Annotated in this window: 26 protein-coding genes and 1 tRNA gene; 4 read left to right on the top strand and 23 right to left on the bottom strand. The window is 54.5% G+C overall.

Translation table 11 applies throughout. The annotated features are described in order from the left end of the window. Positions 1 to 100: 100 nt before the first annotated feature. Positions 101 to 1,189 (top strand): hypothetical protein, encoded by a 1,089-nt coding sequence (locus ABNH10_RS06530; protein ID WP_349385176.1) that lies wholly within the window; start codon positions 101 to 103, stop codon positions 1,187 to 1,189. A gap of 90 nt (positions 1,190 to 1,279) precedes the next feature. Here the strand turns inward: ABNH10_RS06530 and ABNH10_RS06525 are convergent, their stop codons facing one another. The 18 genes from ABNH10_RS06525 to rpsU all read right to left on the bottom strand — a co-directional run bounded on the left by ABNH10_RS06525 (position 1,280) and on the right by rpsU (position 16,085). Further along, complete coding sequence (locus tag ABNH10_RS06525) at positions 1,280 to 2,236, bottom strand: competence protein CoiA family protein (protein WP_349385175.1); 957 nt, start codon at positions 2,234 to 2,236, stop codon at positions 1,280 to 1,282. Positions 2,237 to 2,859: 623 nt separating this feature from the next. Next, on the bottom strand, positions 2,860 to 3,141 hold the full coding sequence (locus ABNH10_RS06520; protein WP_349385174.1) for a hypothetical protein: 282 nt from the start codon (positions 3,139 to 3,141) through the stop codon (positions 2,860 to 2,862). Between the two features lie 65 nt (positions 3,142 to 3,206). Next, entirely contained in the window at positions 3,207 to 3,581 is a 375-nt protein-coding gene (locus ABNH10_RS06515; protein ID WP_349385173.1) for an antitoxin, read from the bottom strand. A gap of 150 nt (positions 3,582 to 3,731) precedes the next feature. Further along, positions 3,732 to 4,814 carry a KorB domain-containing protein gene (locus ABNH10_RS06510; protein ID WP_349385172.1) on the bottom strand — a complete coding sequence of 361 codons (1,083 nt, stop codon included), beginning with the start codon at positions 4,812 to 4,814 and terminating at the stop codon, positions 3,732 to 3,734. Beyond that, complete coding sequence (locus tag ABNH10_RS06505; protein WP_349385171.1) at positions 4,807 to 5,574, bottom strand: ParA family protein; 768 nt, start codon at positions 5,572 to 5,574, stop codon at positions 4,807 to 4,809. The genes ABNH10_RS06510 and ABNH10_RS06505 overlap by 8 nt, the downstream gene beginning before the upstream one ends. A 97-nt stretch (positions 5,575 to 5,671) precedes the next feature. Then, positions 5,672 to 5,935, bottom strand: a complete 264-nt coding sequence (locus tag ABNH10_RS06500) for a hypothetical protein (protein ID WP_349385170.1) — start codon at positions 5,933 to 5,935, stop codon at positions 5,672 to 5,674. Continuing rightward, positions 5,932 to 6,867 carry a TrbL/VirB6 family protein gene (locus ABNH10_RS06495; protein WP_349385169.1) on the bottom strand — a complete coding sequence of 312 codons (936 nt, stop codon included), beginning with the start codon at positions 6,865 to 6,867 and terminating at the stop codon, positions 5,932 to 5,934. Before ABNH10_RS06495 ends, ABNH10_RS06500 begins: the two co-directional genes overlap by 4 nt. Positions 6,868 to 6,879: 12 nt before the next feature. After that, on the bottom strand, positions 6,880 to 7,212 hold the full coding sequence (locus ABNH10_RS06490; protein ID WP_208742001.1) for an EexN family lipoprotein: 333 nt from the start codon (positions 7,210 to 7,212) through the stop codon (positions 6,880 to 6,882). A gap of 3 nt (positions 7,213 to 7,215) precedes the next feature. Beyond that, positions 7,216 to 7,878, bottom strand: coding sequence for a TrbJ/VirB5 family protein (locus ABNH10_RS06485; protein WP_208742000.1), 663 nt, complete (start codon positions 7,876 to 7,878; stop codon positions 7,216 to 7,218). Positions 7,879 to 7,914: 36 nt separating this feature from the next. After that, positions 7,915 to 8,202 (bottom strand): hypothetical protein, encoded by a 288-nt coding sequence (locus ABNH10_RS06480; RefSeq protein ID WP_349385168.1) that lies wholly within the window; start codon positions 8,200 to 8,202, stop codon positions 7,915 to 7,917. A gap of 2 nt (positions 8,203 to 8,204) precedes the next feature. Continuing rightward, on the bottom strand, positions 8,205 to 8,591 hold the full coding sequence (locus ABNH10_RS06475; protein ID WP_349385167.1) for a hypothetical protein: 387 nt from the start codon (positions 8,589 to 8,591) through the stop codon (positions 8,205 to 8,207). Positions 8,592 to 9,189: 598 nt separating this feature from the next. Then, entirely contained in the window at positions 9,190 to 9,684 is a 495-nt protein-coding gene (locus ABNH10_RS06470; protein ID WP_349385166.1) for a hypothetical protein, read from the bottom strand. A gap of 59 nt (positions 9,685 to 9,743) precedes the next feature. Continuing rightward, complete coding sequence (locus tag ABNH10_RS06465) at positions 9,744 to 10,853, bottom strand: site-specific integrase (protein ID WP_349385165.1); 1,110 nt, start codon at positions 10,851 to 10,853, stop codon at positions 9,744 to 9,746. Between the two features lie 159 nt (positions 10,854 to 11,012). Next, positions 11,013 to 11,089, bottom strand: a tRNA-Ile gene (locus ABNH10_RS06460). A gap of 161 nt (positions 11,090 to 11,250) precedes the next feature. Next, positions 11,251 to 13,152: an RNA polymerase sigma factor RpoD gene (gene rpoD, locus ABNH10_RS06455; RefSeq protein ID WP_349385164.1), complete on the bottom strand. Its 1,902-nt coding sequence runs from the start codon at positions 13,150 to 13,152 to the stop codon at positions 11,251 to 11,253. Between the two features lie 136 nt (positions 13,153 to 13,288). Next, positions 13,289 to 15,244, bottom strand: a complete 1,956-nt coding sequence (gene dnaG / locus ABNH10_RS06450) for a DNA primase (protein ID WP_349385163.1) — start codon at positions 15,242 to 15,244, stop codon at positions 13,289 to 13,291. A 164-nt stretch (positions 15,245 to 15,408) separates the two neighbouring features. Further along, positions 15,409 to 15,855 carry a GatB/YqeY domain-containing protein gene (locus ABNH10_RS06445; protein WP_011589339.1) on the bottom strand — a complete coding sequence of 149 codons (447 nt, stop codon included), beginning with the start codon at positions 15,853 to 15,855 and terminating at the stop codon, positions 15,409 to 15,411. A gap of 14 nt (positions 15,856 to 15,869) precedes the next feature. Then, positions 15,870 to 16,085, bottom strand: a complete 216-nt coding sequence (gene rpsU / locus ABNH10_RS06440; protein ID WP_007148705.1) for a 30S ribosomal protein S21 — start codon at positions 16,083 to 16,085, stop codon at positions 15,870 to 15,872. 159 nt (positions 16,086 to 16,244) lie between these two features. Between rpsU and tsaD the strand changes: the two genes are divergently transcribed. Then, positions 16,245 to 17,282, top strand: a complete 1,038-nt coding sequence (tsaD, locus tag ABNH10_RS06435; protein ID WP_011589338.1) for a tRNA (adenosine(37)-N6)-threonylcarbamoyltransferase complex transferase subunit TsaD — start codon at positions 16,245 to 16,247, stop codon at positions 17,280 to 17,282. Between the two features lie 97 nt (positions 17,283 to 17,379). Here tsaD and plsY read toward each other — a convergent pair whose 3' ends face one another. After that, positions 17,380 to 17,994 (bottom strand): glycerol-3-phosphate 1-O-acyltransferase PlsY, encoded by a 615-nt coding sequence (gene plsY / locus ABNH10_RS06430; RefSeq protein ID WP_011589337.1) that lies wholly within the window; start codon positions 17,992 to 17,994, stop codon positions 17,380 to 17,382. A 177-nt stretch (positions 17,995 to 18,171) separates the two neighbouring features. On the opposite strand from plsY, the gene folB reads away from it, so the two are divergent. Beyond that, positions 18,172 to 18,534, top strand: coding sequence for a dihydroneopterin aldolase (gene folB, locus ABNH10_RS06425; RefSeq protein ID WP_349385162.1), 363 nt, complete (start codon positions 18,172 to 18,174; stop codon positions 18,532 to 18,534). After that, positions 18,527 to 19,039, top strand: a complete 513-nt coding sequence (folK, locus tag ABNH10_RS06420) for a 2-amino-4-hydroxy-6-hydroxymethyldihydropteridine diphosphokinase (protein WP_349385161.1) — start codon at positions 18,527 to 18,529, stop codon at positions 19,037 to 19,039. The genes folB and folK overlap by 8 nt, the downstream gene beginning before the upstream one ends. An 86-nt stretch (positions 19,040 to 19,125) precedes the next feature. Here folK and ABNH10_RS06415 read toward each other — a convergent pair whose 3' ends face one another. From ABNH10_RS06415 to ABNH10_RS06400, 4 genes are read right to left on the bottom strand one after another with little or no spacing between them, the layout of a single operon-like run. Then, positions 19,126 to 20,058 (bottom strand): DUF4124 domain-containing protein, encoded by a 933-nt coding sequence (locus ABNH10_RS06415; RefSeq protein WP_349385160.1) that lies wholly within the window; start codon positions 20,056 to 20,058, stop codon positions 19,126 to 19,128. Further along, entirely contained in the window at positions 20,031 to 20,468 is a 438-nt protein-coding gene (locus ABNH10_RS06410; RefSeq protein ID WP_349385159.1) for a DUF4124 domain-containing protein, read from the bottom strand. Before ABNH10_RS06410 ends, ABNH10_RS06415 begins: the two co-directional genes overlap by 28 nt. A gap of 35 nt (positions 20,469 to 20,503) precedes the next feature. Beyond that, the gene (locus tag ABNH10_RS06405; RefSeq protein WP_349385158.1) at positions 20,504 to 21,241 is read right to left on the bottom strand and encodes a pteridine reductase; all 738 of its coding nucleotides are present in this window, start codon (positions 21,239 to 21,241) and stop codon (positions 20,504 to 20,506) included. Continuing rightward, positions 21,241 to 22,473, bottom strand: coding sequence for a multifunctional CCA addition/repair protein (locus ABNH10_RS06400; RefSeq protein WP_349385157.1), 1,233 nt, complete (start codon positions 22,471 to 22,473; stop codon positions 21,241 to 21,243). The genes ABNH10_RS06405 and ABNH10_RS06400 overlap by 1 nt, the downstream gene beginning before the upstream one ends. Between the last annotated feature and the right edge of the window lie 24 nt (positions 22,474 to 22,497).

The raw sequence follows: 22,497 nt of genomic DNA, 5'->3' as shown, positions 1-22,497 counted from the left end.
ACGATCAGTCACCTGACGAACTGCCTCAATCTTGAATTCTTCGGGATAGCGTTTGCTGCTCATGGATACCTCTCTGATTGCCATTTTGGATGGCTGAAAGGTGTCTAGCAAACTGGTGGCGATTCACTTTTATGACTGTGTGGTTGATGTTTTTTTTAAGGATGGAGAAGAAGCATCTAGAAGCGCAATCGATTCAACCTCAAGAAATGGTAAAGAGCTTGCTTCACGAAAGACGGTTGATCACGCAATAAATTCACCTTTTGGTCATTTGGCGATGGCAATGATCAACCTTTTTTCTTCCAGGAAAGGTGAGGAGGGTAATGGAATTCCTGATTATATTAAGAGCAGGTTAGATAAAATAATTGAGGCTCCTGGTGAGGGAGGGTCTCATGTAAAATGTATCTTGTGTAAACGTCTTGGATGGCTTTCATATGTTGATTCAAGATGGACGCGGGAAACTGTGCTGCCATGGTTTAAAATAGATAATGCTAATGAGAATGCTGAGGCGGCATGGAATGGCTACCTTTCTTCGCCGAATCTTCCTCCTCAATGGGCTGGTTGGAAAATAAAACCAAGCTTCATCAAGCTTTTTTCAGTCTATGAAGATTGGGGTTGGGGGGAGCATATTAAAGGTGTCGTAGCTCAGTTAGTAATTGTTTTGGCTACATTTAGGAAACAGCACCCCGATGGCCTTTCCCCCAGAGAGGCTAGAGCTTGCTTGCGTCAAATGAGTGAGCAAGGCCGTGCTAGTGCGGTGCGCCATTTGTGCGCTATTGGGAATGCGAACGAAGATGGTTGGGTAAAATATGTGGTTCCCTTTGTTGAAGGTGTATGGCCAAAAGAAAAGCGATTTAGGACTTCTTTCATGTCCTCGGCCTGGATGGGGTTGCTCGGTGATTCTGGCGATAACTTCTTAGATGTGTTTCCTGTAGTGTTGAAGAATTTAGTCCCTATCAATAGCAATGATTATTGGCTCTACAGGTTTCACAGCAAAATTGATAGCGATGATTCTTTAGTAATCAAATACCCGGTTCAGGTTTTGGAAATGTTGAATGCAACGATAATGGATGGTGCAGATAATTTGCCGTATGAGATTCATGATATTTTAGAGGTCATTGAAAGATCATGCCCAGAGCTTTCATCCGATAGCCGGTTTTTTAGGTTGCAGGAATTAATAGAAAATGTCTGAGGTAAGTGTTCTGATATAAACTTGCTAAAGCCAGGTGCTCTGGAATCGTAGGGTTTCTGTATGGATTTTTTATAATGTCTGGCGGCGCGATCAGTTGCTGTGATTGTTACTAGCGTTTTGCTTCAGGATTTTTCTCGCCGCTACCTGCGGACTATGACCGTGTCTAATGAAGAACTCAAACAGCGCAGGGAAACGACGTGAGGCAGCCAGTTCATTAGAGTCTAGCTGCTCTAGGTCCACATTCTCGAAGCTGTCCAGCTCTTTTGGATCGTTTTTGGCTTGTAATGGTCTACCATCTTTGTGTTTTCTTGAATGCCTTGATTCAAACTCTATCTTGAGTTGGTTTTTGGCCTCGGCTTTAGTGGTATGCACCTTTTCTTGGAAAGACTGTGAGTCCTGACGGGGATGATAAACCCATTCTTTATGTTCACTTCCCAAAAATAAGTCTTGAGCCATAGTTAAAATAGTATCCTGAATGCTTCTTCTTGCCTGGTATGAGGTTTCAAGGCTCTTAATGTTGAGCGAAAAGTATCCATCGCTCGTTTTTGATTGTGGGATTTCTGGGCTGTTCTTGCCAGGGTAAGCAAGGTATAGGTGAATGTTGCTATTCGGCAGAACTAAAGTGAGGTCGTAATGACCTGGCCCCTTTTCCCAGCTAACATTTTGGAAAAACGTGCTGTCAGTTAACTTTACTGATACCTCTTTTGAAGGCCAATATTGGCTATCAATGCCTGGGATTTCTAATGCCACAACATCAACTGAATAGGCTTCGGCAGTAGTAAAGTCGGGCAAGTCGCCAGCAATTGCAGAATCGGCAATGAATTGTCTAGCGCTAACGAGAAATGAAATATCACATTCAACGTCAGGAGTTTCGCCGGGTAGAGGGTCATGAGCGAAACACCAAATATTTTTGCTCCCCTTTCTAGCTTGAACAGCTTGCTGGCAGCTTGGGCAAATACAATTGCATGCCTTGCCAGAACGAACAGTGGAAACCTCCACCATTCGCTCATGATCTAGCGAGTATGCAAAAGGAATTTTTGTGGCCACTCATGATTCTCCGAAATGCTGTTAATTATAATTATTGACCGGTTAGGTGCTGAGTTTATTAGCACTTAGCTGGTCACTCAAATACATATTTAACCTGCATGGCCAGCGGTCTTTTCCTGTCCTCGGTCTAATCAGGGGGAATCGCATTCCGAAGATAATCACCTCATAGGCGTCAAATCCCGATTGAGTGCCCGTGATAGTTAGGTTCAAGCCAGACTCTGCTATCGGAGTCGTGGTGTTCTGCTAGATCCCTTGTTGCCGAATACCGAGGCGCTCTCTGCGCCTAGCGTAAGAAATTATCCACACCGCGTTCGGGTTTTCCGCACGCGGTTTACCCGCATGCGGTAAACCCGAACGACTAATAAGTAATAAGCCACTAATAAGAAATAAAAAGAAAATAAATCGCTGTGGATAACGTGATTCTGTGGATAAGTTTGATTGTGGCGGTCTTGAGAAAGAGAGAGCTTTCAGTATTGCTACGGCTGAAGCCATGAGGTCGCCTGTAGCGCCCTCAGATCCGTTTTCTTGTTATGGGTGGGGGTTGATTGCGGGTGGTGCGGTTCGTTCGTTATGGGCGATTACAGGAAGGTTTTCAGGTGGTGGCACGACTGTTCCTGGAAGGGCTATGATTTTGCGACCATGCCCCGCTTCTCGTCTTCTGCCTTCAGGTCTTCCATGAACGCATCCCAGTCAGCTTGCTTGCCAGCAATGTGCTTCATCACCGCTGCCATATCCATATGTGGGCTAGGTTTGCTGGTCGCTGTCGCTTGAACATAACGGCGCATGGCTTCGCGCAGCACTTGAGCGGCAGTTTGGTTGTTGCGCTTAGCCGCTTCAATAAAGGCTATTTTCAGTTCAGGCTCAACACGAAAGGTGATTGTCTTCTTTTTCGGGGCAGTCGCCATGATGGTGCTCCTGAAACGCGCAGTGGCAGGCGGTTGGGCGTAATGACAGGCCGGTTTGGGCCATATCACTGCTTGGACTCAAGCCCTTGTTTCTTATCCTGGGCTTTGAGGTTCTCCATGAATTCGTCCCATTGCTCGTGGCTATTCGCTATACGGCGCATTATTGCGCGAGAATCTGAGGCTTGATCATCCACGCCATCTAGTGGGTTTCCATCGGGCAGCTCGCCCTGGCCTCGATCTGCCATGAAGTCTTCCGGCATTGGGTCTTTGTCCAGCATATCAAAGAACTCATCCCAGCCATTAGGGCGGGAGCTCAATATGACATCGCCAGTTTCTGGATCTTGGCGGATATACACCTCGTTCCCATCGAAACGGTAGTGATCAGGCAAGCGTACGGCCTGGCTGTCGCCGTCCATAAACAGTTTGGCTTTATCAGTCATGAAGCCTCCTTGCGATCAGGGGTTGCCTGTAAGGCATAGGGTAGGCCAGATGCGGAGAGTCTATGTTTCTCCAATAAAAAAGCGGCCCGTAGGCCGCTTCTCATCAAGGGTTGGACGCCATGGAAAGCGGCCAAATTCAGTATAAGCCGGTTATTTGGATTCTGTCAGCCCCTCCAGGGTGACGTCCGCCGCCACCAGCTCGAAAGCACGGCCTGTGTCCTGCTCCTCGATCCACAACATCCCTGTGCTACTGGGGCGGCGGGCTAGCATGACCTTGCCGGTATAGCGTTCCCCTTCCATGTTCCAGCTCACCCACAGGGTCGGGTTGCTGATTCGGGCCGAATCAGGCGGCGACGAGTGAGAGGTGGCGGGTTTTTGCGTGACGCTTTCGTTACTGTCGCTGTCCCCCGATTGTGGGGGCGGTGCCTGCGGATCTCCATCAGACAGGGACGTGTCGCCATTTGTGGCTGAGTACGATGGTGTGGCAGGCCCAGGTGCGGGTTTTGGCACTGATGCCCCCTTGAGGCTGTTCAGAAACCCCTGGACGGCGGATCGTGACAGGGTGGCTTCACCAGATAATGCCTCCTGGATAAACCGGGAGACGTCTGCCGGGTGTTTGTCCTGGGCCCTGGCCAGTTCAACCAGGGCGTTAACGTCACGGCAGAGGCCGCTGGTATAGAGCGTTTTCAGGGTGTCATCGCTTTGGTACAGCAGCCGGTAGCGAGCCAGCCAGGACTTGTTCTTGCCGAGTTGCTTGGCAATGTCGGTCACCTTCCAGCCCTTGCTGACCAGGGCGTCGATGGATTGGCCAATATCCATGGCATCCAGATCCTCGCGCTGAATGTTCTCCAGCAGTTGGTCCGCCTGGGTGCTGAGGTTGTTCAGGACGGCGGGCACCGGCAACGCTTTCAGCCCCGCCAGGCCCTGGGCGCGATGGCGACGGTGGCCATGGTTAATCAGATAATGGCCAGGTTTGTCCGGGTTCTCCCGCACACTGATGGGCTGCAAGATCCCACGGGGCTGTCCGTCCTGGCCTTTCTGCTTCATGGAGTCGGCCAGCTCCTTCAGGGCGTCTTCGTCCATGTGGGTGCGCGGCTGGTCCGGGTCTTCCTCGATCTTGTCCCAGGGCAGCAGGCGGAAGGGGGAGTCATCTTTGTTCTGCGATTGTGCGCTATCCAGATCACTGAAGTTTTCCAGATCCGACAGTACGCTCAGGTCCAGAGGGTTAGGCATGGGCGGGCTCCTGGATACTGGCGATTTTGGCATGGACCATCTCTAGCAGGGTCAAGATCTCTTTGCCTGCAATTCGGGCGGCGGTGTTTTGCTTGCCGAGCTGCCAAACCGGGATGCCATCAGACAGCGCTTCCGGAATGGATTTTCGGATGCCGATGGGTTGCGGCAGGATATAGCTGCCGTACTGGGCGGCCAGGGCTTTGAAGGCAGCGATTTGCCGGTCGTTGCGGCTGTTGAAGCGATTGACCGCAATGCCCAGGAACTCCAGTTTCGGGTTCAGGTTCTTCTTCACGCTGAAGATGGTTTTGAGCAGCTTCTGAAGGCCGTCCAGGCTGTATTCTTCCACCTCAATGGGTGACAGCACATAATCGGCGGCAATCAGTGAGGCCGTCAGCCGCAGCCCCATGGTGGGGGCCGTGTCGATCAGGCAGTAATCGAACTGGTCGTCCACCAGGGCCAGGTTATTGGCCAGATGCGCCATGTCCTCCCATGGCTTGCGATCCACATCGATCAGCTCCGGGCTGGCCGGGATCAGTTGGAAATTGGCCGCCTCGATATCCTTGCCGGTATTGGCCATGAACAGGGCGCTGGCCGGCACAAAGGTCTTGTACTGGTCCAGGGTTTTGGAGCTGTTGCCCTGCGGGTCCAGGTCGATGAACAGCACACGGTTGCCCTGTTCAAGCAGATTGAATGCCAGGTGCAGGCCGAGTGTGGTTTTCCCGACACCGCCTTTCTGGTTTGCGATAGTGAGCGTTTTCATGAAAGTCCCTCATGGTTAGCCATGTCTTTGTGTGTGGCTCCCGATCGGTGCCGATGTCCCATCGGCATCGATCGGGAGCGTCCATAAAACCACTGCGCTAGCGGTCCTCGCGTTCGTCTGGCCGGGTTAACCAGGTCAGGCCCTGACCGGCAAAGGTGGCGCAGATGCAGGCCAGCAGCATCACCATGAACCAGCGGTAGGATTCGGGTGGGTCTGGCGGTGTTGATGCCTCTTGGAGCGAGTTGGCCACCGTCATTTCCAGGAAACTGGTTAGGGCGAATACGAGCGTTGCTACACCGAAGACCATCCAGCAGCCGGTACGGAACCGTTTGAGCCACAGGGTGAATTCCGCTTTTGTCATGACCTGCCCCACCGTTTGAGATAGCCGCTACCTCCTGCGCCACCCGGTCGTGGGGATGGTGTGCTGGGTTTCAGGTGTCGCAACATCCCTGGCCCGGGAATAAAGCGCAGGGCGTTTTGGATACCGGGTGCGGTGACGCCAACCAGACCACCGGCAAGGAAAGGCGTCATCAGCGATACGCCCATCATGACCAGACCGACCAACAGCATTTCTGAGATAAAGCCGAGTTGAGCCAGTGCGGCCTTATTCTCCAGGCGCAGATGCATCTGCTCGAAGATTTCTGCCGCCAGGTGCTCTACGAGAATGATCAGGACATACAACATGAAGTAGGTGAGAAGCTGATTGACCCAGGCTTCCGTATATCTGCTGCTTCTGCGAAAGAGCGAGGCCACAATGAAGATGGGGCCAATGATGATCAGTAGGGCGCTGACAAGTTGGCTGGCCACGATGATCAGAAAGGCCGGGAAGCAAATCAGCCAACCGGTGATGCTGAGCATGACCCCCAGGATCTTGTTCTCCAGAGCCTGGCTGATACTCATGCCGCTGTTTTCGTCGAACTTCTCCTCGGACGTGTCGGTGATGCGTTCCCAGAGCCCGTCCAGGGCATTGATGGCATCGTTGCCAGAGCCGGTGATGCCGCTAAGGACTTCATCGGGCCCATGGAAGGCAATGTCGATGATGTGGTCGCTGTAGATGCTCCAGGTCAGGGCGAAGGTGGATACCGCCGCGATACGAATCAGCCTCGATATCAACTCATTGAGTGGCATTTCTATCTTGCCCGCCCACAGCGCGTAGCCGGTCAGGGCCAGATAGATCACCACCAGGTTGAGAAAGATGGGGCGTAACCACCCCATGGTCTGCTGGGCCAGCCCGGAAACGGCGGTGACAATGTCAGTGACCAGAAGGGCGTGCATGCTGGCGATGGTGGACATGGCCTGTCTCCCTTACTCAAACAGCCGGTGCCGGACTTTGGGTTGATAGCGGTCGCCCAGGCCGAGTTTCTTGGCCTCTTCATAACCCAGGCCCAGCTCCGTGCGAGCGGCATCCAGGTTGTCCCAGGCATTGACGCACTCGCGGGTGGTGGCGCTGTAATCCTTGGGTGGTGTGGTCATGGCCTCGCGCTGCCAGCCGGGATGATCGAGCTCGCAGGTAAAGGCGACGGTCAGGGTTTCTTTCGGGTGCGCCTTGAAATACTCCAGGCTTCGGCCTTCCGGGCCGTTATCGCAGCCGATCAGCAGCAGGGCGGGGAAGATCATCATCAGGGCAAAACGGTTCATGACTTACTCCTCAAACAAGCGGTAGCGGGGCGCGTCTTTTTCCTGCTGTACGGCCAGGGCTTGCTCGTACTCGTATTGACGCTGCTGGAGTGTGATATTGATCAGCTCGTTAGTGAGCATGGCTTGCTCACCTGAAATCCGGGTTTGCAGATCCGTGGCGGCTTTCAGGTTGGGGGCGTTATCCACCTTGCGGATCAACTGCTTGAGGGTGTTGTAGCGTTGCTGTGAGCGCTCCAGAAGCTGTTGGGTGGTCCCTGCCTGGGTCAACAGCGGAGCCAGCTTTTCCTGACGCTTGTGGGCTGCATAATCGCTCAGACCAGCCTGGCTCTGTGCCAGCCCATAGTCATCCATGAGCTGTTCCAGGCTCGCGTCTAGGGATTCCAGGTCGTAGGGCAGTTCTCCCCAACTTCCATAGCCGTTTTCACCGGTGACGGCCAGCAGGTTGTCGCGCTGAACCTGCAACTGCTCCTGCATGTTGCCGAGCTGGTCCTTCAGTGTGTTGTACTGCTGAATCATCTGTTGGTATTGCATGCTCATTTGCTGGAACTGTTGGATGGCTTGGGTTAAGCCAGCCACATCGATAACGGGCACACCGCTTGCCATGGCTTGCTGGCTCAATGAGCCTGCGAGTAGGGCGGGTAACATCCATTTGGTTAAACGTTTCATCGTTTCTTACTCCTTGTTGGCCCTTGGTGGGATGGATTAGTCGTGACAGTGGTTAATGACTTCCCAGGCAGGTCTGTGAGGGGGAAGCCGGTACATCAGCAGGTCTGCGTCTACCAGTTCCTGCAACGCCACCTTGATGTCGTTTTGCGAGCACTGTGGGTGGCTTTCCTGAAGCAGCGCGACAATGTTGGGGTGAGCAATGTTGTCCACTGCGGTGAGAAAGGTGTAGATGCCCAAAGCCGTTAGGCTGAGCGTGGAATCGAACACCACGGATTCCTGGATTTGGTAAATGGACTGGGAGTCATTGGCGGCGTTTAACGTCATTGTCATTCTCCTTGCTGGTTGAGCAGGAACGGGGAAAGGTCGGGGTTATCCGGTGAGTGGCCATGCCATTGGTCCGGTACTTCGGTGACTTGCCATAGAGTGGCGCGCCAGCGTCCTTTGCCGTCTTTCAGTTTGGTGATCCGGAGATATCCGGCCTTTTCCAGTTCCGCCATCCTGGCGCGAATGAAATCGCGGCCATTGCCTTTGCGCTGCTTTTCAAGAAACGCCAGGCGCAACTGGAAGTCGGGCGGGAGGTGCAGCATGAACGTCAAAAGCCCGAGAGCCTGGAACGTGATTCGCTTGTCCCGAATTAAGTCATTGTCGAGGACCGTGAAGTTTCCGTGCTTGCGGAACCGCTGAATGGGATTGGGAATATCGCCACGACTCATTGCACGCCCTCATCGAGAATTCGCGCGACATCCTGAATCCGGAAATATACCCGGCGGCCTATTTTGACTCTGGCCGCATTGAGTCGTTGTGAGAGCTCGCAGTCTCGGTACAACGAGACACGCAATCCATCCTCACTGCGATAAAGCACTTCGGCCAAATCTGCCATGCGAAGCAAAGGGCTTTTGAATTTATCGGCTAGCCATCTTTCCGTTGATGAAGTTTCCATAATTAACCCGACGTTTCGGTACGATTCGTTAACGCCTTCTAAAGTACGTTTGAATTCGCGACCGTCAATACGGCGACAGGAGCGCCAACCGGGCTTGGGGCTGTTTTCAGAGAGGCAGGAGGAGACCGAAAAAGTGACTCATGAGTAACTTTTGGAGGAGGAGGGGGATAGTGCAGGATTCGCAAGTGGGTGCCGTTTGCCACCACTCCGGCAAAGCCGGAGTACCTCTTCCCCCTCCTCCTCAGGAAATGTGAAAAATTTAAGAAAGTGAAGTTTTTACAATTGGCGCTCTCAAAAAACGAAAAATCATCTTTTGAGAGCACTGTTTGGCGAGACTGAACTGCCGGAAGGGGGCTGTATAGAAGCTGAAATTATCGTTCTGTAATAGGAGATTCGTTGAGGTATTGGCCATGCAGGTTGTTGATTTGCACCGCTGCGTTTGCCCCGTTTTTGACATGAGGCATAACGATTTCGCTTTCCTTGGTGAAGCGATGACCAATCCTGATCAAGTAGGATTTGAACAGCCAGCCCCAAAAGCCTTGGCGGAAACTGGCGTCTTCAAGATCTCGCCAACGAACACCACTTCCTCCTGATGCCCAAGGCAGAATGCCGCCTGATACCCAGACTCCCTTTTCATCCAGTGTCAGCTTAATACTGTTGATAACCAGGATGCGGTAGACATAGTGGAGTAGCACTAGCGGGCACAGCATGAATGGTAGCGCGGGATGGAGCCCTATCAGCAGGTAGGCACCGAAACCAAATATGCTGTGCCAGAACGTGGGGGCGATATAAGCCAGCCACGATAGGTGGTAGCTGCCAAACTCGATAGAATTCCCTTCCGTGTGTTCTATGTTCATCTCAGTCATGGTCATTCCTTGTACCATTTCAGGGGTCTGTGAAATTACATCATTCTGTTGCTGGGCTTCTACCGCTCGGCCGAGTTTTTGCTATTGCGACGAAGAGTGATGGAATCCAGCTCTTCTACCAGGTCTTCCGCTCTTAGGTGAGTGTATCGTTTCAGCATCTGCATGGACTTATGACCGCTGATTGCGGCCACCTGCTGATCGCTGAGCCCCCCTTCGACTAACCGACTTACGGCTTCATGACGCAAGTCATGGAAGTGGAGTTCTTTCAGTCCCGCAGTTTCCTTCGCTTTTAGCCAAGGTTTGTTGAAGTTATAGGGGCGGCGTTGGCCGTCTCTGCCTGGTTCCCCAAAGAACACCAGATCTGTGTCGATGGGGCGGACCGGATTAGCAAGAGCTTCCTGAAGTATGGCTGTCGCTGTACTGGAGAGCGGGACGGTGCGTGGCGCGGTGTTCTTGGTTTCCAGTAAGCGTACGATCCGTCGCTTCAGGTCAACCTGGTTACGCCGTAGCGTGGTGATCTCTGCCGAGCGCATCCCGGTTTCCAGGGCAAGCCGGACGATCCAGCCCAGCATGGGGTTGGAGTGGCTATCGACCGCAGTCAGAAGGCGCTCTTCTTCCGTCTGGGTGAGTCGGCGCTCGCGCCCAGGTGGTGGGGCAGGGCGGCGAATATTTTGTACGGGATTGGACGGCAGGCCGATTCCCCACTCCCTGATAGCGGTGGTGAACATATGCCCGAGTAATGCCAGGTCGAGTCTTACCGTGTTGGGTGATCGTGGTCTTGGGTCGGGGTTGCCCTTGGCGTCTTTGCGGTCCAGGCCAGCAAGACGTTCATCGCGATACTTGGCAATAATCTCAGGGGACAGTGCTGCTAGCGAGTATTTGCCCAGCCCTTTGATGAGAGGTTTTGAGTGCCGAACGTCACAGGCTGCTGAAGCTGGGCGCTTGGTTGGGGAGACTTCCGCCAGGTAGCGCTTGAGAGCATCCGCCACCGTCATTCGTTCTGCGGGGGCGCGTTGGATGTAAACGCCACGCACCATTTCATCTTCGGTGCGTCGCGACCAATCTTCTGCATCGCGTTTGGTGCGAAAGGTTTTCGCAGTAGTGGGGAACCCCGTTTTACGAATGACGGCTTTCCATGTGCCGGAAGGGGTTTTAACGAGAGTAGCCATAGTCTTATCGATCCCTGATAGATTCGGTCACTGTACCGAATTTGTACTTTTGGGAGCAATCGACTGGCCCAGGGTTGAAGGGCTGGAATGTGTAGGCTGCTGAATTTTCCGTATCTCTTTGATTAAAAAGAGAAAATATGGATTGTCAGCATGCAGAAATGGTGGGCCCACCAGGACTTGAACCTGGGACCAATCGATTATGAGTCGACTGCTCTAACCAGCTGAGCTATAGGCCCTGAGAAATCGCCTGACGTCTTCTTATGTTGAACGCCTGACGCTTGCCTGCGCTGTCGCGCGGGCGAAGATTATAACGTGTATTTGGTTTAGGGAAAGGCTGTACTCTTTTTTATTATTGCCCAGGCTGCAACGCAGCCCAGGCATTTTGCATTTGCCGGTTTTACAGGTCGCCGTCGAGGAAGCTGCGTAGGTGCTCGCTGCGGCTCGGATGCCGGAGTTTGCGCAGTGCCTTGGCTTCGATCTGACGAATACGTTCACGGGTTACGTCGAACTGTTTTCCCACTTCCTCAAGGGTGTGGTCAGTGTTCATGTCGATACCGAAACGCATGCGCAGGACTTTAGCTTCCCGAGCGGTGAGGTTGGCCAGTACGTCGCGGGTGGCTTCTTCCAGGCCAAGCGAGGTGGCGGAATCTACCGGGGATTCCATGTTGCCGTCTTCGATAAAGTCGCCGAGGCTGGAATCTTCATCGTCACCGATGGGGGTTTCCATGGAGATTGGCTCTTTGGCAATCTTGAGTACTTTACGAACTTTATCTTCCGGCATTTCCAAGCGTACACCCAGCTCTTCTGGAGTGGGTTCGCGGCCCATTTCCTGCAGCATTTGACGTTGTACCCGGTTGATCTTGTTGATGGTCTCTATCATGTGTACCGGGATACGGATGGTGCGTGCCTGGTCGGCGATGGAGCGTGTGATGGCCTGACGAATCCACCAAGTAGCGTAGGTGGAGAATTTGTAACCACGGCGGTATTCGAACTTGTCTACGGCTTTCATCAGGCCGATGTTGCCTTCCTGAATCAGGTCGAGGAATTGTAGCCCTCGGTTGGTGTATTTTTTGGCGATAGAAATAACCAGACGCAGGTTGGCTTCGACCATTTCTTTCTTGGCGCGACGCGCTTTTGCTTCGCCAATGGAAATGCGACGGTTGATTTCCTTGATGTCGGCAACGGGCAAGCCAATGATGTCTTCGATAGTGCTGATTTTACGCTGGGCACGCTGAACGTCTTCTTTGACGACGCTCAGTTTATCGGCGATGGCTTTGCCTTTTTTGGTTTTCAGCTGGCTATCGATCCACTCCATGTTGGTTTCATTGCCAGGAAATGCCTTGATGAAATCCTTACGATCCATACCGCCACGGCGGATGGTGGCGGACATGATTTGGCGCTCGAATTTACGTACCAGGTCCAGGTTGTCGCGTGCACCAACGAGCATGCTGTCGAAAATACGCGGCACCAGTTTAAACAGGGTGAAGTGTTCTGCTAGCGCTTCTAATGCCTTGGCGGTGGATGCATGGTCCCGACCGTTACGCTTGAGAGAGCGTTCTGCTTTCTCTTGCAGTTTTTTCAGCGTCTCGAAGCGTTCTGCGGCCAATACCGGATCCAAGCCGCCTTCATCTTCTTCGTCTTCGTCGTCGCTGTCTTTATCGTCAGAACCTTCTTCTTTGGCTTTTTCTTTTGCCTTAGCTTTTTCTTCTGCCGCCTTTTTGGCTTTTTCAGCAAAAGCAGGGTCGCGATTGGCGTTGGTCGCTGCCGCGCCATCGTCATTGGGATCCAAGTAGCCGGCAATGATGTCGGTGAGCTTACGTTCTTCGTTTTCCACGCGGGCGTATTCGTCAATCACCATATCGACTGCGCCGGGCCAGAAGGCGAGGGCGTGAAGAACTTCACGGGTGCCTTCTTCAATGCGCTTGGCAATTTCGATTTCGCCTTCCCGAGTGAGCAGCTCCACGGTGCCCATTTCGCGCATGTACATGCGTACCGGGTCGGTGGTGCGGCCGGGTTCGTTTTCTACGGAGGCGAGCACGGCAGCGGCTTCTTCAGCGGCGACTTCGTCTGTGCTGTCGGCGCTTTCGTCGATCGTCAACTGGTCGGCATCGGCGGCTTTTTCCACCACGGTGATGCCCATGTCGTTGATCATCTGAATGATGTCTTCTACTTGATCGGTATCTGTAATGGAGTCCGGCAAGTGGTCATTCACTTCAGCGTAGGTAAGGTAGCCCTGTTCCTTACCTAGTGCGATCAACTGCTTCAGCTGAGATTGTTGCTGCTGCTTTTGAGTCGTCATGCAATTAAAGCCCGTAACGTCGTGCTGGGAGCTTGCGCTTGCCAGCGTGATGGTGGCGTGGGAAAACGGCGTATTATACCGGGATGTGGGGGCTACGGCCAGTCAATGCAACCCCGGGGCTGTGCCATTGGCCGGGCTAGTCGAAGGGTTTGCGGGCGTGTTGGCGGGCTTCAGCCAAGGCTTTATGCAGCGCCTGCCAGTGCGCCGGGTCGGGCATGCCGGCCTGTTCTACCTCTGTTAATGCGGCCTCCAGGCGGCTCACTTCCAGCTGTGATAGGGCATCGAGCCATAGCCGAGTGGCCATTTCTTCTTCCATTGGCGGTTTGAGGCTGGCTTTGAGCAGGCGAGATAATGTTTCGCCCTGCTCCAGGGCCATCAAGGCGCCGAGCAAGGCGGCAGCGCTATGATTTTGACGGCACAGCCCGGCGACCTGAACCAGTAGGTCGATATGCGGTAACGGCAGTTGCTCGATGTTGTCGGGCAACGGATGCTGCTCTATCAGTGATGGGTAATCCAGCAGTACAAGTACCAGGCGCTCGGCCAAGGTTAGTGGGCCTTTGCGACCGCCATTTTGGCGTGGATTGGGGCGAATCCGGTTGCGATTGTCTGCGGTAAAATTATTGCTGCTGCCGTCCGCGAAGGCGAAATCTTCCGGGTAGGGCATGCCGGGATCGTCTTCGGTGGGCGGCGGGGAACCGAAATCCTCGTCACCATGCCCATGCCCATGCCCATAACCGTAGGCGTTGCCAGCCTGTGACGAGGTACTCGGCGTAGGCCGGGGTGCTGCCGGTGCCGGCTTGAGCTGGATCAGTGATTCCTTGTCCAGTCGGGTGAGGCGGCTGAGCTCTTCAGTGAGAAGGGCGCGGTAGACCGGACCTGCGGGCTTGTCCAGGTAGGGCAAGGCGAGGCGAGCAAGTCGGGCGCGGCCATCCACGGTCTCCAAATCCAGCCCTTCTGACAGGTGTCGGAACAGGTAGGTGGACAGGGCATCGGCTTTGTTGGTGAGTGCTCGCAACGCCTCTGGCCCTTGTTGGCGCACGAGTGTGTCCGGGTCTTCTCCGTCGGGGAGGAATAAGAATCGCACCTGTTTGCCGTCATCCAGCGCCGGCAGAAGCGATTCCAGCGCACGCCAAGCGGCACGCACGCCGGCCTTATCCCCGTCAAAGCACAGGATCACTTCATTGACCTGGCGGAACAGTTTGCGGGCGTGATCTTCGGTGGTGGCGGTGCCCAAGGTGGCGACCACATTGGGTACGCCGTGCTGCGTTAGGGCGATCACGTCCATGTAACCTTCGACTACATAGAGGCGGTCGCTGCGGTCCCGGCTCTGGCGCCACTCCCATAGCCCGTAAAGCTCCTGGCCCTTATGGAAAACGGGGGTTTCTGGGCTGTTAAGGTATTTCGGCTTGCCGTCGCCCAGCACTCGACCGCCAAAGCCGATGGTGCGGCCGCGGCTATCGCGAATGGGGAAAATGATGCGATCCCGGAATTTATCGTAGGTGCGGTTATTGTCTTCCCGGCGCACCAGCAGGCCACCGGTAACGGCTTGTTCCAGGCTGGTTTCAGTGAGAGAAAGGCCGTTGATTAGATTGTCGTAGCCGGGTGGCGCAAACCCAATGGCGAACTGTTTTGCAATTTCGCCGCTTAACCCTCGGTTTTTAAGGTAATTCACTGCTTTTTGACGCTCAGGCGCTTGGCGTAACTGTTGCACGTAGAACTTTTCGGCGCGGCTAAGCAGGTCGTAAAGGGATTGCAGGCGATCTTTTTTCTGGCGATCGGCGGTGGTTTCTGGTCGCGATTCAGGCACCTCCATGCCGGCGCGATCGGCGAGTTGCTTCACCGCTTCCGGAAAGTTCAGGTGCTCATATTCCATTAGGAAGCCCACGGCGTTGCCGGAAGCACCGCAGCCGAAGCAGTAATAAAATTGCTTATCTGGCGCGACGGTGAAAGAGGGCGTTTTTTCCTGGTGGAATGGGCAGCAGGCGCTGTAGTTGCGGCCAGTTTTTTTTAGGGGCACGCGAGCGTCTATCAGCTCCACCAGATCGGTACGAGCCAGAAGGTCCTGAACAAAATTTTCCGGAATGCGTGCCATGGTGCGCGGACTCTCTGCGTGGGCTGCTATTCAAGCAGAATTGCCGATGTGGGGAAAGTTTAATGCGGGCGCTGGCTGGTAAGGTGTCAGGTGTGTGTCTGTCTGTTTCGCCCCAAGGTACTGGGATGAAAGGGAAAACGTAGCGGGAACGCTGTATGGTTGGCTCAGGCGAGTTTAGCGCGAACCTTACCGCTAGCTGCGCCCATATCGGCACGGCCTTGCAATTGCGGCTTGAGAATACCCATTACTTTGCCCATGTCCTGCATGCCTGAAGCACCGGTTTGAGCCATGGCGTCATCGATAAGGGCGTCAATTTCCGCATCGGTGAGCTGGGTGGGGAGGAATTCTTGAAGCACCACGATTTCCGCTTCTTCGATTTCCGCCAATTCTGGGCGGTTCGCGTCACGGTATTGTGTGGCTGAATCCTTGCGCTGCTTGATCAATTTGTCGAGCAGGGCGAGTACACGTGCATCATCAGGGTCGATGCGCTCGTCCACTTCAATTTGTTTGATTGCTGCAAGCGCCATACGAAAAACACCAAGACGTGCCTTTTCTTTGGCACGCATGGCGTCTTTCATGGCCGCAGTGAGCTGCTCTTTGAGCGCACTCATCAGACGTCTATACCTTAGTACAAACGTTTGCGTGCGAGTTGCTCACGCTGCAGTTTTTTAAGGTGACGCTTGACGGCTGCGGCACGCTTGCGCTTACGCTCTTGTGTGGGCTTCTCGTATTGCTCGCGACGACGCACTTCAGAGAGAATACCCGCTTTTTCACAGCCACGCTTGAAACGGCGCAGGGCCACATCAAACGGTTCGCCTTCTTTCACCTTCACCTGAGGCATGAAGAATCACCTTCCTAGAAATTAGAGTTTATGGGGGTCGCCGCGGGCTCAGGTGGTCCCGGGGTGCGGCGAGGCGGGGATTCTACCCTAGTGGTGAGGAAATGCAAATCCTACGGTTCATCGCTATCATGGCAACGCAATTTCACAGGGTTGATCACCATGCGCGTATTGGGTATTGAATCGAGCTGCGACGAAACCGGCGTGGCTATCTATGACACCGAGCAGGGGCTATTGGGGCAGGCCTTATATAGCCAAGTAGAGATGCATGCTCGCTATGGCGGTGTGGTGCCGGAGCTGGCCAGCCGTGATCATGTGCAGCGGGTGCTGCCATTGATACGCGAAGTCATGACGGAGGCTAATACCCAACCGCAACAGTTGGATGGGGTGGCGTTTACCGCTGGCCCTGGGCTGGCCGGCGCTTTGCTGGTAGGGGCGGGTGTGGCCCGTTCGTTGGCGTTTGGCTGGAATTTGCCTGCGGTGGCCGTGCACCACATGGAGGGGCACCTGCTGGCGCCCTTGCTGGAGCCTAATGCCCCTGCGTTTCCCTTTGTGGCGCTGCTGGTTAGCGGGGGCCACACACTGCTGTTGGACGCTAAGGCCCTGGGGGAATATGAGATTTTAGGTGAATCAGTGGATGATGCGGCTGGAGAGGCGTTTGATAAAGCCGCAAAAATGATGGGCTTGGGTTACCCCGGTGGCCCCCGTGTTGCGACGTTGGCGCAACAAGGTACGGCAGGTCGGTTCCGTTTTCCGCGCCCGATGACCGATCGTCCAGGCTTGGATATGAGCTTTTCTGGGCTCAAGACTTTCACGTTAAATACCATCAATGATTTGGGCGGAAAAGAAGCGTTAAGTGAGCAGGACCGGGCGGATATTGCTCGTGCGTTCGAAGAAGCGGCGGTGGATACCTTGGTGATCAAGTGCCGCCGTGCGGTGGAGCAAACCGGCCACAAGCGATTGGTGATGGCTGGAGGGGTCAGTGCGAATCAGTCGTTGCGTGCTAAGTTGGCGGAACAGATGAAAAAACGGGGTGTGGACGTTTATTACCCCGCGCCTCAATACTGCACAGATAACGGTGCCATGATCGCTTTTGCGGGAGCCCTGCGGTTGCAGGCCGGGGAACGGGCCGAGCTACCCATCAAGATCCGCCCGCGCTGGCCGCTGACGGAACTGGCGAAGCTGCAAGGCGCGGATTAAGTTCGGTTTACTCTCAGTAAGCTCAGCCCGGCGCCCTAGGGGGACGCTGGTGGTGTGTCTCAGAAATCATCACGTTTTGCCGTGTTGGAACGTGTAGCTAGCTTTTCTTCCTGAACCCCAGCTCTTCCCCACGCAGTATTTTTTGCAGGTTGCTGCGATGTCGCAGAATCAGCACGATGGAAAGGGCCAGAATGGGCCAGAAGGCTTGGGGCAGCCAGGCGAAAATACAGGCCGGTGCTACCACGAAGGCACTGAGTGAGGCGATTGAGGAAATACGGTTGAGGGCAAATACCAGCAGCCAAGTCGCGCCGGCTAATAACCCACTGGGCCAGTGTAGAACAAACAGTAGCCCAAAGGCTGTGGCCACGCCTTTGCCGCCTTGAAAGTGAAAGAATACGGGATACAGATGGCCCAAGAAGGCAAAGACGCCCACCAGGGCGGCCACAAAGGGGCCCATATCCAGATAGCGGGCGAGCACCACGGGTATTACCCCTTTGAGCACGTCGCCCAGCAAGGTGAGGGCGGCTGCGGGTTTGCCGCCAATACGGAGTACATTGGTGGCCCCGGGATTGTTGGAGCCCTCGGTGCGCGGATCCGGGTAGCCGAACAAACGGCAGACCAGAATGGCGCTGGAAATGGAGCCCATCAGATAGCCGGCTACGCACAATGGCAATAACCAGAACCAGACTTCCTGTAATGTCCCTGCTTGCACCGGTTATAATCTCCCATCACATCGCTGAGGCAGCGAAATTGGCGCCCATGTAGTACTTGGGGGCCATTGTACACAGCATCCCATTGCTGCCTGAGCTGCAAGCGTAACATCTGATTACCTGAAATGGGATTCATCCAGTGCGCTAGCGTCGATGAATGCCACGGCAAGAGAGCCAGTATGGATATTGTTTATATCAATGATTTGAAAGTTGATACCGTAATCGGCATTTTCGATTGGGAGCGCCGCATCCGCCAGACCGTGAGCCTGGACCTGGAAATGGCGGCGGATATTTGCAAAGGAGCGGCCTCGGATCACATTGATGATGCATTGGATTACAAAGCCATTGGCAAGCGGTTGATCACCTTCATTGAGGGCAGTGAATTTCAGCTGGTGGAAACTCTGGCGGAGAATGTGGCGCAGCTGGTGTTGAATGAGTTCAGCGTGCCGTGGCTAAAATTGCGACTCAGCAAGCCAGGGGCTTTGCGCGGTGCCCGTGATGTGGGGGTGATCATTGAGCGGGGTGTGCGTCCTGATGCCTGATGTGTCTCAGGCTCAGGTGTTTCTTAGCCTGGGCTCCAATATCGACCGTGAGCACAATATTAGCTCTGGGTTAGATGCCCTAAAGCGGGCATTTTCCCCCTTGTCGATCAGCCCGGTGTACGAAAGTGAAGCGGTGGGTTTCGATGGTGATGCCTTTTACAACCTAGTGGTGGGGCTGAAGACAGCCTTGAGTGTGGGAGAACTGGCTGCCTGTCTAAAAGAGATCGAAAAGGAGCATGGTCGGGTGCGGGGCGAGAAAAAGTTTTCAAGCCGAACCTTGGATATTGATATTCTCACCTACAATGATTGTGTGGGTGAGATAGAGGGTGTGCAGCTGCCCCGGGACGAAATTCTCAAGCATGCTTTTGTTCTAAAACCCCTGGTCGATCTGGCCCCGGATGCCATGCACCCGCAAACCCGTGCACCCTACCGGGCATTGTTGGACGCGGCTGATTTCAGTGGGCAGAACTTATGGGTGGTGCCGTTCGGCGGCAAGGAGCGATAGTTTTTGCAGTTTGCGTTAGCCCCATAGTGGCGTAATTCGGCAGCCATCGGTGGGCCTGAGAGACAGCGTGTGTCGTGCTGCGTCTCTCAATACCAATGCGGTGTCATATCGCTTTGCGCCCAACGGAAGAAATCGTATTCCAGCCGAGAGAGACCACCGGGGTAGAGGTGGTCGATACGTTGAAGCGTTGGCCTCTGATGGTTTTTTTCCAGATCCTGAAGCATCTGCCGCAAAATAGAACGGCCAACCGGTTTGGACATAAGAAAGGCGGTGGTTGCCCACGCAACGGTGTAGGGAATGGCGTTGAGCTGGTGAGCCATCTTGCGCCATTGAGCATCATCCAGAGAGAGATACTGCCGCAGGGTGATCAGGCGCTGTTGTTCAACCCAGGTCTGAATGCGTTTTTGGGCATCGGGCAGAGCACTGATTTTCAGGCGCCCATCCGGTTGTGTTTCCAGCATTTGAAAATATTGTGCAAGTCCTTCATGTAGCCACACAGGGGCAGACGGTGACAATTGGTAGAGCAGCACATGGCTGGACTCATGAAGAATCGTCTGGGCTACTTGTTGTTCGTTTTTGGTCCATTTCCACACGGCAACTTCGTTGGTTGAAGGAATAAACACGCCGGCATAATGACGGCTGCTGGAGCCAATCCGGTCAACCATCCATTGTTGAAAATCGTCCTGTTTTTCAATCAAAAACAGGTTCACTTCTGCGGTGCCGTGCAGGTCCAGCCCGAAGTCTCGGCGGTAGCGTTGATAGATGTGGCGGATGTTGTCCAGGGTTTGCTGCTGCAGGTCGCCGCTCAGGGTGAAATCCTGGCGTTTAACCTGGATGTCCAGGTCTTTGAGTTGTGGGCTGATATCCGGAGTGATGGTTTCGGTTTGGGCTCCTTCCGGTGGGCGGTCACCGAAATGCAACTTGCCAGTGTCATCACGCCATTGAAAAATGTTCGCCTGGGCGCTGGCGCTAAGAAGAATGAGAAGAAGCGTTAGAAGTCGCAATGTTGGTCGATCCATTTTCGGGTTTTCTGCTGGTCTGCGGCAACCTCTTCAATACTGGCGTTGCGGTGGGTTCCGTCTTCATCCACATAGACAAAAGGCCCGTTCATTTGCTCGAGACGTTTTTCTGCTGCCTTGCAGGGTTCCGCAAACCGTTTTCTGTATTCCTTTCGTGCGTTTTCTTCTGCCTGCGCTTTTTGCCGTGCCTGCGCTTGCTGGCTTTCCAGTAGCCGTTGGGTGCGAGCATGGATATCCCTGGCGTCATCCTGGCCAATCTTCGGGGGTGGCTTTACATCCAAGGTGTCGTGTTGCTCTTGGGGTGCCTTGTCCCCAAATTGCCAGTTGCCATTGGCGTCTTTCCAACGATAGATTTCTGCGCTGGCAGAGGCCGTCGCCAGTGATAGCAGTATTGCCCCGATAATTTTCATGAGTCCCCCCCCGAGAATCCTTTCGTGTTTTGTTGTTAGCTTCCTTGCAAGGCCAGTGAACGCCCCCCGTCCACGGCGAGGATTTGCCCGGTAATAAAGGGCGCCGCTGTGGCTAACCAGTAAACCGTGTTGGCAATGTCATCCGGCTCGCCGCTGCGTTTCAGGGCGGTGGCGTCCTGGATGGCCCGCTGGTTCATCTGCCCGGCTTCTGGCCACAGAATGGGCCCCGGGGAGACGCCGTTGACGCGAATCTCTGGTCCCAGTTCCCGGGCCAAGCTTTTGGTCATCATCGCAAGACCGGCCTTGGCCATGCAATACAGAGTATGCGTTTGCAGCGGTTTTTCTGCGTAAACATCGACAATATTGATAATACAGCCCTGTTGCTGGCGTAACGCAGGCGTCAGCTGCTGGCTGAGGATAAAGGGGGCACGCAGGTTACTGTGAATCAGCTTTTCCCAGTCGCTGTCGTTTGCCTGTTCTATGGGCGTGGGGTAAAAGCTGGAGGCATTATTGACAAGCAAATCCAGCTGGCCGAAACAGGCAAGGGCGTCGCTGGCCAGTTGGCGCACGGCGGCGGGTTGGTCCAAATCGGCTTGCAGTAACCCTGCACTATTGGGGCGTAGCTGATTTAGCTCGGCAGCCAGTCTCTCGGCTTCTGCCTGGCTACCCCGGTAATGAATGATCACCCGCATCCCGTGCTGATGCAGGGTGCGAACAATCTGGGCACCAATACGGCGGGCGCTGCCGGTAACCAGGGCGACGGGGGCGTTCATCAGGGATTAAGCTCCTGTTGTTTAAAGGTGGCGATGGCATCAATGCGGGCTTGCTCAATCGCTTCGCCCAGTGCCGGGCCGTCGTGGCCTTGGGCCTGCAGCGCCTGTATATCTACCTGGCGAGCAGCATGTGCCGCGCCCTGTAGATAGGCGGCTTGAGGATACTCGCGGTTTTCGAAACTGGTGCGGCCCCGCGCGTCGGCTTCACAGGCTCCCAAGAAATCCGTTAGCCGCTCCGGGCGACGAAGGATATCCAGCGACTTGAACAGTTTCCACACCGTGGCCGGTTTCAGTTCCAATGCACGGTGGCTGTGAGTATGGAACTCAGCGACTAAGGTGGCCAAGGTTGCGGCTTCCTTGGGAACTTTCAATCGCTTTGATACCTTTTTGCTTAGACGAGCGCTGCGGATTTCGTGGGCAATGTGTCGGGGCCACTCTTCCTTTGGGGTGTTACCCTTGCCCAGATCATGGCATAGCAGCGCATAGCGAGCGTGAAGGCCTAAGCCGAGCCGAGCGGCCTGCTCAAGGCAAAGGAATTGATGAAGCAGCGTATCCACTTCCGGGTGGTGTTGTTCCGGCTGAGGTACGCCATCCAACGCGGCAAGCTCTGGAAATAAGGCATGCAGTGCGCCGCAGCGGTGAAGTACCTGAAAGAACACCTGAGGATCGCGCTCCATGAGCGCTCGGCTGGTTTCTTTCCAAACCCGCTCAGCGACAAGATAACCCAGCTCACCGGAGTCGCTCAGTTGTTTCATCAACATAAGTGTGTCATCGGCCACCTGAAACCCTAGCCAGTGGTAGCGAGCGGCAAAACGGGCAACCCGCAATACCCGCAAGGGGTCTTCGGCAAAGGCGGGGGAAACATGGCGCAATAGGCGAGCTTTGAGATCCACGCGGCCATTAAACGGGTCGATGATTTCACCACCACGGGCTTGCGCCATGGCATTGATGGTCAGGTCGCGGCGAATCAGATCCTCTTCTAGAGAGACCGTGCTGGCGGCATGGAAGGTAAAGCCGCCATAACCGTTGCCGGATTTCCGTTCGGTTCGGGCCAGGGCGTATTCTTCCTGCGTTTTTGGATGCAGGAATACGGGGAAATCTTTGCCCACGGGGCGGAACCCGTTGGCTTCCATTTCCTTCGGGGTGGCACCGACCACGACCCAATCTTTTTCTGTAACGGGGAGGCCGAGCAGGAAATCCCGCACCGCGCCGCCCACTAGATAGACATTCATCTTGTGCGCTCTCGTTATCTTGAG

Source organism: Alcanivorax sp., assembly GCF_040119285.1.
In the GTDB taxonomy this organism is placed as follows: Bacteria; Pseudomonadota; Gammaproteobacteria; order Pseudomonadales; family Alcanivoracaceae; genus Alcanivorax.
The sequence above is the reverse complement of the archived record's forward strand: the minus strand, read 5'-3'. Positions and strand labels throughout refer to the sequence as shown.